Origin of the sequence: Roseofilum halophilum BLCC-M91 (genome assembly GCF_030068445.1) — a bacterium.
Lineage (GTDB): Bacteria > Cyanobacteriota > Cyanobacteriia > Cyanobacteriales > Desertifilaceae > Roseofilum > Roseofilum halophilum.
Genome location: NZ_JAQPOK010000075.1, coordinates 1 through 13,122 on the forward strand (window position 1 = coordinate 1; position 13,122 = coordinate 13,122).

The following is a 13,122-nucleotide window of genomic DNA, read 5'->3' on the forward strand; positions in this document are numbered from 1 at the left end:
CCACAAACAATCATTGTGGAGTCCTAGCTATTTTGCTATTTCTGTTGGCGGTGCGCCGTTGGAAGTATTAAAAGAGTATATTAAAAATCAAGAAAAGCCGTCCTAAAAGGACGGGGCTTGTATCCCATTATTTTCGGTCAAGGTGGCCAACTGGGCAATGAAAATGCGATCGGGACAAGTTGAATATACAGCATTATTCTTGCTCTATACCCTGCATCTCGATCCCCCCAAACCCCCTGACAGGAAAGGGGGGATCTTTAAAGGCCGTACCTCATTACTGCGCCAAAATTACAGACTTTGCACAAACTTACCTAACCGCTCCATGCCTTTTTCGATGGAAGTCATATCCGTAGCATAGGAGAGGCGAATATGATCGTCTGCACCAAAGGCGACACCGGGAATGGTTGCTACATTGTAGTTATCTAGGAACTGATTGCAAAAATCGGTGGATTTAAGACCGAGTTGGCCAATGTTGACGTAGACATAAAACGCGCCTTTGGGTTCAGTGACTGATAATTTGGGGATGGCTTGAATGCGCTGGATAATCACTTTCCGCCGTTCATCGAAAGCGAGGCGCATTTTTTCTACACAGTCTTGGGAAGATTCCAAAGCGGCGATCGCCCCATATTGGGCAAAGGTGCAAACGTTTGAGGTACTATGACCTTGAATAGTGTTGCAGGCCTTAATCAGCTCCACAGGCGCAGCCAGATAACCCACGCGCCAACCCGTCATGGCATAGGCTTTAGCAAACCCATTACTAATAATGCTACGTTCAAAGGCTTCTGGACTCGCTGCGCCAATGCTCAGATGAACCGCTCCATCATAGAGAATTTTTTCATAAATCTCGTCGGAGACCACCCACAGGTTATTTTTAACCACCACTTCTGCTAAAGCCTTGATTTCCTCTGGACTATAGACCATTCCCGTAGGGTTCGAGGGGGAATTCAGAACAAACAGTTTGCTATTGGGAGTAATGGCGTTTTGCAGTTGTTCTGGGGTGATTTTGTAGCCTGTAGCTGCATCTGTGGTCACTAAAACCGATTTTCCTCCCGCTAAAGCCACCATTTCCGGATAACTCACCCAATAGGGAATCGGAATAATTACCTCATCTCCCGGTTCGATCAAGGCCATCATCAGGTTATAGAGGGAATGTTTCCCGCCATTGGTGACAATAACATTTTCCGGTTTGTAGTTGAGATTGTTATCTTTCTGTAACTTTTGGGCGATCGCCTCTTTGAGTTTGGGTTCTCCTGATGCCGGGCCATATTTTGTTTTCCCCTCATTGAGGGCTTTTTGTGCAGCCGCTTTGATGTGATCGGGGGTATCAAAGTCCGGTTCTCCAGCACTAAAGCTGCACACATCTAACCCCGAAGCTTTCATTTTCTTTGCTTTAGCGCTGATCGCTAGAGTTAATGAAGGGGTTACTTGTGCCACGCGAGATGCTAACTTCATGGTTGCTCCAGATCCTTGTTTTATGTTGGTTAAGGGCGATACTCCTGCGGAGTCGCTTCGCGATCGCTAACTGTCTATTCTGGCAGAGAAATTCCCATTGCCCGTAGAGATTCAACTTTTTTTAGCCTTTGAGTTTGTAAAGTAACCCTTACATTTGGTAATCAGAGTTACTAATACTTGTGTGAAGTTTATTTAAATAAAACCTGGAAAAGCAATGTTTTTTTAACTGATGTGTGCAAACCCTCTGAATTGACGAAATTTGCTGCACACTGTTGTTTATCTCTCGACAGGAGTTGTCGTTATGCGTCACTTACATCACTGTTATCAGATTTTAGAAGTGGCCCCTAACGCTAGTTTTGAGGAAATTCACCAAAGCTACAAGGATTTAGTCATGGTCTGGCATCCAGACCGTTTTGTTCATAATCCCCGGCTCTATCACAAAGCCCAAGAAAAAATCAAACAACTCAATGGAGCTTATGAGCAACTGAGGTTGAAAAAAACTCCAGTTATGGCATCGGTACACCATGAGGATTATGGATGGGCCAGGTCAACCCCCTCTGAGCCAGGAGCATACCACGAATCGGGCTTTTCACAAGCAACAAGAGAAGATTATAACCGGGCGTTAGATGACTATATTCGCCAGCATAGCCGGGATCTGCAAAACTGGTTAGATTAGTGAGGCAACATGGTTTCTGAACTCTGGGTGACATTAGCCACGGAAAATTTAGGGGCGTTACAAGCGTTTTACTCTCGTTTGCTGCAAACTCAAGCAGAACGAGAAATTCCTGGAGTGTATGCCGAGTTTGTTGTTAGGGGACTGCGCTTGGGGTTATTTCAACCGCGCGATCGCCAGGAATTTCGCGCCTCTACTCCAGGAGCAATGAGCTTGTGTTTAGAAGTCGAGGATATCCACCAGGCGATCGCTCTCCTGAGCAAAATCGGTTCTCCTCCCCCTGGCTCGATTCAAACCGCTTCCCATGGCCAGGAAATCTATGCCTACGATCCAGATGGAAATCGGTTAATTGTTCATCAAAATCTGTAATTTTCCTTAAGACATTAGCGACCAACGACTCTTACAATAAGTAAAGCCGTGAATCTATACTCGTGTCTATAAAAATGGTATCTAATTCCCCAGCAACCTCTTACCAAATTCTCAGCGATCGCAGCCAATATAAACCCTGTCGGATTAACGTCCCTGACCTGGATCATCCCATTGCTGCCATTCGCGTCAACGAAATCTACTATAGTCTCTTTCAGGTCATTCCAGACATCAAACGCGCCGAAACCATCGCCGAACGCCTCAGTAAACGGGGAGATCAAGTCATTCTCACCTCAACTCCCAAGGGGAGCGCTGTTTGGGTCAAAGAAGCTCAAGGGTTGCCCGTCTCCCGTTCCGCCAAAAAATCACAGAAAGCTCAAACCTCTGCCAACCCTGCTGAACCTCCCTATAAAATTCTTGATTCTCCCGAAGCCTATCAACTGGGATATATTCAAGTTCCTGACTTAAATGATTCCCTAGAAGCCCTCCAATTTGAGAACCAATACTACAGCCTATTTAAGAGCTTTTCTGATATTCATCAAGCCTCAGAAATAGCTCTGCGCCTAGCCGAGAAGGGAGATAAACTCTTGATTATTCCCAATTCTCCCCAATATACCCTGTGGATTTTAGAGCCAGAGGCCAAGTGGTTATCTTCTTGATAGACAGACCAGAGGAGAGCCAACATTTAACTGTCCTCTAAAATCCCTGGCAACACTTCCCCTACTTGAGCATTTAGCACTTCCATATCCTCTTGATCTTTGACACTAAAACTGGTCTTAAATTGCTCTGGTGCTTGGGGCCAAGTGCTGGGATCGTAGGCTGAAAACTGTCCGGGTTTGCGCTTATTGACTAACTGGGTCACTCCCAAAGTTTGTCCATCCTTGGATAAAACAGGAATACAGAGCAAACTAGAGGTGCGATAACCCGTCTTTTTATCCGTTTGTTGGGCAATTTCCGAACCGGGATAATCGTATAAATCAAAGGGAATATTTAAGGGTTGTCCAGTCATGGCAACCCGACCGGCAAACCCTTCTCCCATGGGAATGCGAATATCAATTAAAGAGCCATTACTTTGAGGCAGTTTCGTCCATAATTGTTGATTGGCTTGGTCGATAAGCCATAGGGTAGAGCGGTCAGCATCCGTTAAGGTTTTGGCCGCTTGCATCACATTACGAATGATTTCTTCTGCCGAACTACTGCTGTTTCTGATCAGATTAATAGCCTGAGTTAACGGATCGACGCTCAGACCAGATTTTTTCAAGTTGGGAATGTCCGTGTAGAAGGATTGGAAGCCTTTGAGAATGGGGGTAATAAATTGGGTATACTCCCGCAGGCGATCGGCATCGGTGCGGTTAAAGCCTTTGGGATCGAGACGACCATCTGTTTGTTTATTAAAACATCGCACAACTGCGACTAATTCCTTCTGATCGTCAATCAGGGGAAAGAGAAATAGCTGGCTATAGTTGGCAATTTTTCCCGCACCTTGAATGATGAGGGGATCGGATAAGTTTCCGAGTTTATTAGTCCCCTTAAAGTCTTGGGTACTGACAATAGTTTTCGCTAACCCTTGCTCAGTAGAAATAGTAATCGATTTAGGCTTTTTCTGAGCGTCTAAGACCGCAGACCAGAAGTGATTGCGGCTAGAGTCGAGAATAAATAAGGTCGCTTTAGCTACTCCGATCGCCCGTTCTATAGAACTGTGCAACGGTTGCAGAAAATGAGCTAAAGAATGATAAGCCGCTTGCTGGTTCGAGGCTCGATCCAGCTCCATTTGACTGAGCAGGACTAAGCTTTGATGGGTGACCTCAAGGGGATTAATTTGGGCTTGTTTCTTCAAACTTTCATGGCTTCTAATGAACTGGAGCAATACAGCTACCCGTTCATTAAACAACTGCATGGTTTGCTGATCGTTGCGGTCAAAACTGGCTTTGAAATAATCCGGAACTGCTGGCCAGTCCTCTTTGTCATATTCAGGATGATTACCGGGTTTGCGCTTATTGACTAATTGGGTGACACCGAGCAGTTCCCCTTCTGGACTTTCGATGGGCATACAGAGTAAACTACAAGTCCGATAGCGGGTTTGAGCGTCGGTGCGTTTAGCATTTTCCGCATTGGGGTCGTTGTAGAGGTCAAAGGGAATATTGAGGGTGTCACCAGTTTGGGCCACTTCTCCCACAAATCCGACCCCGATCGCACATCGGATTCTCCCTTTTCCGGGTAACTCTGTCCATAAATCCCCCGCTTGGGGGTCGTGTAACCACAGGGTGGAGCGGTCAGCATTCATCAGTTTTTTCGCCGTATTCATCACCCGATGTAATACCGTTTGGGTATCCAGATTCACCTGATCGAGCGATCGCGTCGCTTCCGTAAGTGCGGCCGTTGCCCGTAACTTTTTAGTCGCTTTATACGAAGATTGACAAGCTTGCAGAATCTGACGAATGGGAAGCACGCACTTGACCAACCGCTCTAAATCTTTGCGCGTAAATCCTTGAGCTTGACGCGATGGACTATTGGGCAATTTCGGTTGAATTTTATTGAGCAATTGAATCACTGCTACCACATTTTTTTGCTCATCTAAAATAGGAAAGGCTAAAATATTGCGAGTGCGATAATTATACTTTTGATCGTATTCTTTCACCAACTTACATCGCGGGTCTTCATAGACATTATTAGGAATATTAATCACCCGCTTCATTTTGGCCACGCCTCCGGCAATGCCTTCCCCCACTCGCACATGGATATCCAGAAATTCACCCTGTTCATTTTGAGCGACTAAAGACCATAACTCCGTTTTCTCATCATTGAGCAAAAAGATCGTTGTGCGCTCGGCTCGGAGCAACTGACCCACGGTAGAAGTCACATCTCGTAGCACTTCATAGAGAGCTTGAGCGGATTGATGGCCTTCTTCAGGAGTTTGACTTTCAGAGAGAAAATCTACTTGAGAAACCAGTAACTTCCGCTCCAGTTGGGTAAACGTTTTTAAGAATTCGCTTTCATCGACTTCTAACTCGGTTTCAATGGTTTCGATCCCATTCTCTACCCATTGGGCATTAAAAATTCCGGCATAGATACGGTTATGAATCGATAACCGACCTTCTTCGCGCATCACTAAACCCATCGTCCGTAACTCGCGCTGTTCCGGACTGTCATTGGCCGGTATCCCTTCCTTTGCCAACACTTGTTGGTAGAGTCTGAGCAAGTTCAAGGTTGCCCCTTGGGGTTGTAAGAGGCGATCGCGAATACTGCGTAAATGCTTTAATTCTTCATGGTTTTCCCAATTCTCAATTAATTCCCGTTGCACTAACTTAGAAATCCATGCTTCTTCGCGACCGACGATGGGCGCATCCTCGGCATCAGCAATCACCTGGCACACCTTAATCGTCAACAGGGGATGGGCAGAAGTCCAGAAAAACACCGTAGAAATCAGAGTGCGATAATTTCGGGTTTTGGCTTTCATTGCCCTGGCCAAATCCAGGCCAGTAGCGTATTTTGAAGAAGGAGTCAGGGAGTGGCTCTCATTGGCGATCATATCGTACAACCTGATCTGAACGGATTTAGCTATGCAATCAATCTCAATGATACCCTGATTGTACAAGGCCTTCTTTTGGCGAGAGATTAAACCCATGCACGAGATTCAAGGAACCACCCGTTTATTGGGCATTATTGGCGATCCAATTAAGCATTCGCGATCGCCTGTGATGCAAAATGCCGCCCTTTCCCATCTTGGCGCTGATTATGTTTATGTGCCCTTTCCCGTTACCCAAGACCAATTGGGCGTTGTCCTGGAAGGATTTAAGGCGGTTGGCGTGGTTGGGTTTAATGTTACCATTCCCCATAAACAGGCGATCGTGCCCTATTTATCTCAGATTTCTCCAGTTGCCCAAGCCGTAGGTGCAGTGAATACGGTTTGGCGCACCGAGCGGGGATGGGAAGGAACCAATACCGATGTATTGGGATTTATTACTCCTTTGAAAGAGGAACGCCAGAAGTGGTCACAAGCACAAGTGGTAATTTTAGGCAATGGTGGATCGGCACGAGCCGTGGTTGCCGGGTGTTTGGAGTTAGGCGTTAAGCAGGTGCAGGTGGTGGGGCGCAATTTGGAGCGCTTGCAAGTCTTTCAACAGAGTTGGTCAAGTCCTGTAATCATTCATCAATGGCATGAGTTACCGGATCTGCTCTCTGAGACGACCTTGTTGGTGAATACGACTCCCATAGGCATGTCTCCCAAGGTTCATCAGACTCCGGTAGAGCGGGATTTGTTGGCTCAATTGCCCAAAGGAGCCATATTATATGACTTGATTTATAATCCCCGTCCGACTCGATTTTTGGAGTTAGGGCGATCGCTCGACCATCTCACGATTGATGGCACAGAAATGTTAGTCCAGCAAGGAGCAGCCGCCCTACAACTGTGGCTCGATGAACCCGTTCCTGTCGGGGTGATGCGTCAGGCACTTTTAGATGCTCTGTAGTGAGGCAATAGGACTGAGTATGACAATTACTAATGTTACTAAAGTCTGGACAGATGATGAATTTATGGCCCTATCTGGTGATGGGTATCGTTATGAGTTAGTGGATGGGGAATTAGTCGAAATGGGAAATGCGGGTATGGAGCATGGCTATCTGGCCTGTCTTTTGGTGGCAGAATTGATGGCTTTTGTGCGCCAAAATCAATTAGGGGTAGTGTGCGATTCGAGTACAGCGTTTACCTTGAAAAATGGTAATCGGCGATCGCCCGATATTGCCTTTATCAGTCGTGACCGATTAAAGGGATTAAGCCGTCCAACCCGTGGATTTTTCGCCGGATCGCCGGATTTAGTAGTAGAAATTTTGTCTCCCGGAAATACAGTCGAGGAAATGCACACCAAGATCGTAGAGTATTTTCAGAATGAAACGCGCCTATTGTGGATCATTCATCCTGATGAACGGTATGTCTTGGTTTATCACTCCCCTGAACCCGATCGCCTATTGCGTGTGGGAGATACACTTGATGGAGAGGATGTAGTGGCAGGGTTTGCTATGGCAGTATCAGACTTATTCAAGCCATGGGATTTTTGAGATAGCTTGGCTTAGGGCAAGCAGGGATAAAATTTTAAGATTTATGACAATTTTGGCGATTTTGCATAAAACAGCCCTGATTTTTCTGAGATCCCTATAGAGGCCCTTATGACAATCTCAGGAGGTCACTTATGGCTGTCAATATCTATAACCCTCTACCTAGCGACGGTTTAGAAGCAGAAGAGCAACAACTCTACAATCTGATTAATCAGTATCGTGCCCAAAATGGCTTACCGGCTATTCCCCTATCCAGGGCACTAACCTTAGTTGCGAACCGCCACGTTGTTGATTTGCAAGAAAATATTGGCACACTCACCCATGGCTGGAGTGATGCTCCCTATGATGCCAATAATCCCAATACTTATCCCAATATGTGGGAAGCTCCCCAACGTTTCAACACGGGTTATCCAGGAAATGGGTATGAGAATGCTTTTGGTGGTTCAGGAGGATATGTTGCTACCGCGCAAGATGCTTTCAATAGCTGGATTAATAGTCCCTTACATAATGCCGTAATTCTCAATCAGGGAACTTGGCAAAGCAAATCTTGGGATGCTTTGGGGGTGGGTTTGTATGGGGGATATGGGGCATTATGGTTCGGAGATGAACCCGATCCCACAGGAGAACCGCCCATTAGTGGTTCACCCTCTCCAAGTCCGAGTCCAACCCCTACGCCTACTCCGGTCGATCCGACGACACCGTTTACCCTGGGTTCTGATTTCAATGACCAAATTGCGGGAACGGCTGGTAATGACACCATTTTAGCCCTCGGAGGAGATGATATTGCCACGGGAAATAGTGGGAATGATTATATCAATGGCAACCTCGGCAATGACCAAGTTGCGGGAGATTTCGGCAATGATTCCGTGCGCGGGGGTCAAGGGTTTGATTTTGTCACGGGGGGAGAGGGGAACGATTTTGTGTTTGGCGATCGCCAAAACGATCAGGTTTTCGGCGATAATGGGGATGATATCCTCTATGGTGGCCAAAACGAAGATTATCTCGATGGTGGAGCCGGTAACGACATCCTCTATGGAGACTTGGGATCGGATGTGATGATTGGAGGTGCAGGAAGTGATATACTTGTTCTGCGTTCTGGTGCTACAGATTTAATCTTTTACAACGATGCTGAAGATTATATTGGCTTAACTGGAGGGTTATCGTTTAACAGTTTAACCTTCAATTCTGGCAGTGGAGAATTAGCCAACGCCACCCTAATTTATCAAGCAGGAACCACGGATGTTTTAGCTATTCTCCCCAATGTTGCACCGAGTCAACTCGATCCGGGAGATTTTGTTTCCGTCTGATAAAATTTGACTTCCTTCCCACCTTCCACTTCGTTAAGGGGTGGGGATTACCTGTCTATTCAGGGGATCTCAAATAACGATAACTGCTTGAATTCCAGATGGGATCATTATTCCCTATCCCTCGTTTTTCGCTTGATCCCTTTTCAGATCGGGATTTAAGTCTGGTCGTAGTTTTTTCGCTCCCCTTAAGTAGGGATGGGTAACATGAGTTTCTACGGGTAAGTAAGCATGAATCAGAAATCGGATACAGTGGGTTAAGGCTCCGTCCACATGCATTTGTTGCACGTCCAACAAGGGTACATGATCCCATCCTTTCCGTTGCCGGGCGATCGCTGCTGGAAACACGGCATCGAGATCGCGAGTCACTGAAAATGTGACGCTAATCAGTTGGTCAGGACAAAGCTGGTTTTTTCGGTCTAGCTCATCGAGTAACTCAGTTACTGCTGCTTGGATCGCCTCAACGGTATTTTCCTCTACTGTCGTTGCCCCACGAATTGCCCGGACTTGCCAACCCACGTTCCTCTTCTCCATGCTTAGTAATCATTGCTGGTTTGGTTTGGATACAGAAAAAATGACTCCCTATATTAAGGTCGATACAACCATAACGGCAAGCCATTGGTTGATGCCTCAAACTCTAACCAGTCCATGGCAGCCGGCAATCCTGATTTTACCCGATTATCGCCATTAATAATGCGACTCCACAAAGGTTTCGGTTCTTCGATGGTTTTACACTCGGTTTTCTGGGGGTCAAGACCGACCAATTCGGCTAACCAGAGACGAGCATCTTCTTCGGTTCCCAGGCGATCGACTACGCCTAAATCTAGGGCCTGTTGACCGGTAAAAATGCGACCATCGGCAAATTCTTTAACGCGATCGACTTCTAGCTTCCGAGAGTGGGCCACGGTTTCCACAAACTGCTGATAACTGGTATCGATCATTTGTTGCAGAATGTCCTGTTCTTCCTGGGTTAATTCTCGGTCAAAGGCCAAGATATCTTTGTAGGGGCCAGATTTGACCACTTTGAACGAGACCCCAATTTTATCTAAGAGGCGCTCTAAGTTATTGCCGCGTAAAATCACACCAATACTGCCTGTAATTGTCCCAGGATTGGAAACGATATGCTCGGCTCCCATGCCGATATACACGCCACCCGATGCAGAAATATTACCAAAACTGGCAATAATTTTTATTTTCTCTCGCAGTCGCATTAAGGCGGCGTAAATTTCCTGGGAATCGCCCACGGTTCCCCCAGGGGAATCAATTCGCAGCAGCAGAGCCGGATATTTTTTATCTTCTACCGTTTTTAGGGCTTCTAAAACCCGTTTGCGTGTTCCAGAGGCGATCGCCCCATTAATTTCAATCCGAGCAATTTGTTTTCGTGCCTTTGACTTAAAAAACCAAATCATAATTAACCTAGATGGTGACAGAGAACCCAAAAAATCCGGGCCCTTACCCTATTATCTCCTAACCGATCGCTTCACAAATCTACATACATTACAATGTATCCTAACCCTTTGCTGCCCTCAACTGTGGAAACATGCAACTCAAACCCATCAATCATCCATCCTCTTGGCTCTTCTCCCTGCTCCTCATTTCCCCATTCTTCTTCTGGGGAACCGCCATGGTAGCCATGAAAGGCTCCCTGCCCCACACTACCCCCTTCTTCGTCGCCACCCTGCGCCTTATCCCTGCTGGAGTGCTGATCCTGCTCGCCGGTTGGCTCACCCAACGCCCCCAACCCCAGGGAGTCAAAGCCTGGTTATGGATTAGCCTGTTTGCCCTTGTCGATGGAACCCTATTTCAAGGGTTTCTCGCCCAAGGATTAGTCAGAACCAATGCCGGACTCGGCTCGGTGATGATTGACTCCCAACCCCTAGCTGTGGCACTGATGGCTGCCTGGTTATTTGGGGAAACCATTGGTCTGTGGGGAGCATTAGGCTTAATCTTGGGAGTCAGTGGCATTAGTCTAATTGGATTGCCCGATGAATGGATTTTAGGCGGCTTCCCTCTGGATCGGATCGACATCAGCCAGATTTTCCAGAATGGACAAGGCTTAATGCTCTTTGCTGCCCTCTCCATGGCTCTGGGAACCATTCTCATCCGCTATGTCAGCCGCCATGCCGATCCGGTGATGGCCACCGGTTGGCATATGATCTTGGGAGGAGTGCCCCTGATGATTAGCTCTGGAGTTTGGGAAACCCATCAATGGGATTATCTGTTCCTCAGTGATTGGATGGCGATCGCCTACTCCACCATTTTCGGCAGTGCGATCGCCTATGGACTCTTCTTTTACTTTGCCTCCTCCGGAAACCTCACCAGCCTTAGTTCCCTCACCTTTTTGACTCCCGTCTTTGCCCTCCTGTTTGGTAATCTGATCCTCGAAGAAGTCCTCAGTCCCTTACAATGGCTAGGGGTTGGCGTAACCTTAATCAGCATCTACCTGGTCAACCAACGGGAAATCCTAGGGGCCAAATTTAACTTGAAATTTTCCCCTAAATCCGATCCCTCCCTAGCTTCGGTGTCTGTGGAAATTGATGAAAATAATTCATAATATGAGGGCCTATGCTTGCCACTCAAAGCAATCCAAGGTATCACAGACTCATAGATCCTGATTCACAAACTCGCTTCTCCGGCAGTGGCTTACCCTAATGTCCTATCGCCTCTCCTTATGTATTTTTAGTACCCTTGCCAGTCTAGGAATCATCAGTTCTGGAACGGCGATCGCCCGGTCTCCCCTATCCCCCCCTAGAGAGAGCCGAGGGATACTGCTGGCCCAAGCTTCCGAAAATGCCTGCGATCGAGGTCTAGAATTAGCCCAACAAGCCAATCAAGCTGGAAAAGTTGCCACCACTGCCGGTCAATGGACTCAAATTTCCCAGCAATGGCAACAAGCAGCCGACCTGATGACTCAAGTGCCCTCAGACGATGACTGTTATGCTAAAGCCCAAGAAAGGATAGACTTTTATCGCAATAACAGCCAAATTGCCTTAGAAGAAGCCGCAAAAAGCCGCACCCCTAGACCCCTGCTTTCCTTGGGCGCTCAGGGAGAAGCCGTGACCGAACTTCAGCAGCAGCTCAAAGACTTGGGTTATTTCCAAGGTGAAGTTGATGGCATTTATGACCAAACGACCCAGGAAGCGGCGATCGCCTTTCAAAGCGCCCAAGGTTTAACTGCCGATGGTCAAGTGGGTCAAAATACTTGGGATAGCTTAGACTCTGCCCTCCTTGCCCAAATCGCCCGTGAAGCCGAAAGGGAAGAGGGTCAAGCCGAGAACGAGGATCGGCAGCAAGAATCCTCTGGACAACGAGGGATAATCGGTTGGGTGATGATGGGCTTAGGCGGCTTAACCATTTTAGGGGGAACCGTTTTTATCCTGCTGAAACTGCTCAATCGAGGGGTTGAAGACGAAGATGAATTTGAAGAGGAAGAAGACGAGGAAGATCGAGACAATATAGATCCAGTGCCCGATTCCTCAGCACCGCAACTGATGCCTTCTCTCGCTGAAGCCGCTCTAGAAAAATTCCGCAATGGCAAATCAGCCCCTGAGGATCGAGAAACACAATCTCAAAGCATCTCTGAAGATCAACCGGAGCCAGTTGTACCAGAAGAAACAGCCCATCCAGAACTCGAAAAAGAACCTGAATCTCCTGAAGAAACTACGCCAGAATCGGAAAAAAACGATCAGCTTTTACCGGTTAATCAAACCACCCGTTTACCCAAACTGACTATTGTTGAGGATCTCATTAAAGACTTAGAAAGTGCCGATCCTCAAAAGCGCCGCCAAGCCATTTGGGAATTGGGACAACGGGGCAATTCTTTAGCAGTGAAACCCTTGCTGAATTTACTCTTCGATGCCGATTCGGGACAGCGAACTTTAATTTTATCCGCTCTATCGGAAATTGGCATAAAAACCATTAAACCCATGAATCGGGCGTTATCTTTATCGTTACAGGATGATAATCCAGAAGTGAGAAAAAATGCCATTCGAGATTTTACTCGCATGTATGAGTTGATTTCTACCGTTAGTCATATGATGTGTCATGCAGTGGACGATCCGGATGAGGAGGTTCAAGAAGTAGCGGAGTGGGCAGTCTTGCAATTACGACGCATTAGCGCTATGTCCAATCAGGTGAAACTTAAAAATAGAAATTCTTCGGATTCATCCGAGGATTTTTTAGAGGAGTAATAGTTACCCATAAAACTTTTAATATTAAGGAGTGGGAGCATCTTGCTCCCTAGCTCCTTAATTAGGGTGTTCAACCGGACTTGAT

Annotated in this window: 13 protein-coding genes; 9 read left to right on the forward strand and 4 right to left on the reverse strand. The window is 46.8% G+C overall.

Features of this window, described 5'->3' with window-relative positions; all coding sequences use genetic code 11:
- Nucleotides 1-106, forward strand: a 106-nt coding sequence (locus PJF56_RS09275; RefSeq protein WP_283761932.1) for a transposase, incomplete at its 5' end; no start/stop codon positions are given.
- A 182-nt stretch (nt 107-288) separates the two neighbouring features.
- On the opposite strand, the gene PJF56_RS09280 is transcribed toward PJF56_RS09275, so the two are convergent.
- Nucleotides 289-1,452, reverse strand: a complete 1,164-nt coding sequence (locus tag PJF56_RS09280) for a pyridoxal phosphate-dependent aminotransferase (protein WP_283762384.1) — start codon at nt 1,450-1,452, stop codon at nt 289-291.
- A gap of 301 nt (nt 1,453-1,753) precedes the next feature.
- Between PJF56_RS09280 and PJF56_RS09285 the strand changes: the two genes are divergently transcribed.
- The 3 genes from PJF56_RS09285 (at nt 1,754) to PJF56_RS09295 (ending at nt 3,150) form a co-directional block, all read left to right on the forward strand.
- Entirely contained in the window at nt 1,754-2,128 is a 375-nt protein-coding gene (locus PJF56_RS09285) for a J domain-containing protein (protein ID WP_283762385.1), read from the forward strand.
- Between the two features lie 9 nt (nt 2,129-2,137).
- A complete protein-coding gene (locus tag PJF56_RS09290) occupies nt 2,138-2,494 on the forward strand; it encodes a VOC family protein (protein WP_283762386.1) in 357 nt (118 codons plus the stop codon).
- 74 nt (nt 2,495-2,568) lie between these two features.
- The gene (locus PJF56_RS09295) at nt 2,569-3,150 is read left to right on the forward strand and encodes a hypothetical protein (protein ID WP_283762387.1); all 582 of its coding nucleotides are present in this window, start codon (nt 2,569-2,571) and stop codon (nt 3,148-3,150) included.
- A 26-nt stretch (nt 3,151-3,176) separates the two neighbouring features.
- Here the strand turns inward: PJF56_RS09295 and PJF56_RS09300 are convergent, their stop codons facing one another.
- Nucleotides 3,177-6,116 carry a GAF domain-containing protein gene (locus PJF56_RS09300; RefSeq protein WP_283762388.1) on the reverse strand — a complete coding sequence of 980 codons (2,940 nt, stop codon included), beginning with the start codon at nt 6,114-6,116 and terminating at the stop codon, nt 3,177-3,179.
- On the opposite strand from PJF56_RS09300, the gene PJF56_RS09305 reads away from it, so the two are divergent.
- From PJF56_RS09305 to PJF56_RS09315, 3 genes are all read left to right on the forward strand, one after another.
- Nucleotides 6,115-6,960, forward strand: a complete 846-nt coding sequence (locus tag PJF56_RS09305; RefSeq protein WP_283762389.1) for a shikimate dehydrogenase — start codon at nt 6,115-6,117, stop codon at nt 6,958-6,960. The two genes, PJF56_RS09300 and PJF56_RS09305, sit on opposite strands and share 2 nt — an antisense overlap.
- A 19-nt stretch (nt 6,961-6,979) precedes the next feature.
- Entirely contained in the window at nt 6,980-7,546 is a 567-nt protein-coding gene (locus PJF56_RS09310; protein WP_283762390.1) for a Uma2 family endonuclease, read from the forward strand.
- A gap of 131 nt (nt 7,547-7,677) precedes the next feature.
- Nucleotides 7,678-8,850: a CAP domain-containing protein gene (locus tag PJF56_RS09315; RefSeq protein WP_283762391.1), complete on the forward strand. Its 1,173-nt coding sequence runs from the start codon at nt 7,678-7,680 to the stop codon at nt 8,848-8,850.
- A gap of 114 nt (nt 8,851-8,964) precedes the next feature.
- Here the strand turns inward: PJF56_RS09315 and aroH are convergent, their stop codons facing one another.
- Together aroH and sppA are read right to left on the reverse strand one after the other, a co-directional pair.
- Nucleotides 8,965-9,366 (reverse strand): chorismate mutase, encoded by a 402-nt coding sequence (gene aroH / locus PJF56_RS09320; RefSeq protein ID WP_347179507.1) that lies wholly within the window; start codon nt 9,364-9,366, stop codon nt 8,965-8,967.
- A 68-nt stretch (nt 9,367-9,434) separates the two neighbouring features.
- Nucleotides 9,435-10,256, reverse strand: coding sequence for a signal peptide peptidase SppA (gene sppA, locus PJF56_RS09325; protein WP_283762393.1), 822 nt, complete (start codon nt 10,254-10,256; stop codon nt 9,435-9,437).
- Nucleotides 10,257-10,387: 131 nt separating this feature from the next.
- On the opposite strand from sppA, the gene PJF56_RS09330 reads away from it, so the two are divergent.
- Together PJF56_RS09330 and PJF56_RS09335 are read left to right on the forward strand one after the other, a co-directional pair.
- On the forward strand, nt 10,388-11,401 hold the full coding sequence (locus PJF56_RS09330) for a DMT family transporter (RefSeq protein WP_283762394.1): 1,014 nt from the start codon (nt 10,388-10,390) through the stop codon (nt 11,399-11,401).
- Between the two features lie 97 nt (nt 11,402-11,498).
- Nucleotides 11,499-13,037, forward strand: a complete 1,539-nt coding sequence (locus PJF56_RS09335) for a peptidoglycan-binding protein (RefSeq protein ID WP_283762395.1) — start codon at nt 11,499-11,501, stop codon at nt 13,035-13,037.
- Nucleotides 13,038-13,122: the final 85 nt, after the last annotated feature.

Excerpts from the sequence above, each read along its gene's own strand:
- PJF56_RS09280 (WP_283762384.1), bottom strand. The coding sequence starts at position 1,452 with ATGAAGTTAGCATCTCGCGTGGCACAAGTAACCCCTTCATTAACTCTA.
- PJF56_RS09285 (WP_283762385.1), top strand. The coding sequence starts at position 1,754 with ATGCGTCACTTACATCACTGTTATCAGATTTTAGAAGTGGCCCCTAAC.
- PJF56_RS09290 (WP_283762386.1), top strand. The coding sequence starts at position 2,138 with ATGGTTTCTGAACTCTGGGTGACATTAGCCACGGAAAATTTAGGGGCG.
- PJF56_RS09295 (WP_283762387.1), top strand. The coding sequence starts at position 2,569 with ATGGTATCTAATTCCCCAGCAACCTCTTACCAAATTCTCAGCGATCGC.
- PJF56_RS09305 (WP_283762389.1), top strand. The coding sequence starts at position 6,115 with ATGCACGAGATTCAAGGAACCACCCGTTTATTGGGCATTATTGGCGAT.
- PJF56_RS09300 (WP_283762388.1), bottom strand. The coding sequence starts at position 6,116 with ATGGGTTTAATCTCTCGCCAAAAGAAGGCCTTGTACAATCAGGGTATC.
- PJF56_RS09310 (WP_283762390.1), top strand. The coding sequence starts at position 6,980 with ATGACAATTACTAATGTTACTAAAGTCTGGACAGATGATGAATTTATG.
- PJF56_RS09315 (WP_283762391.1), top strand. The coding sequence starts at position 7,678 with ATGGCTGTCAATATCTATAACCCTCTACCTAGCGACGGTTTAGAAGCA.
- sppA (WP_283762393.1), bottom strand. The coding sequence starts at position 10,256 with ATGATTTGGTTTTTTAAGTCAAAGGCACGAAAACAAATTGCTCGGATT.
- PJF56_RS09330 (WP_283762394.1), top strand. The coding sequence starts at position 10,388 with ATGCAACTCAAACCCATCAATCATCCATCCTCTTGGCTCTTCTCCCTG.
- PJF56_RS09335 (WP_283762395.1), top strand. The coding sequence starts at position 11,499 with ATGTCCTATCGCCTCTCCTTATGTATTTTTAGTACCCTTGCCAGTCTA.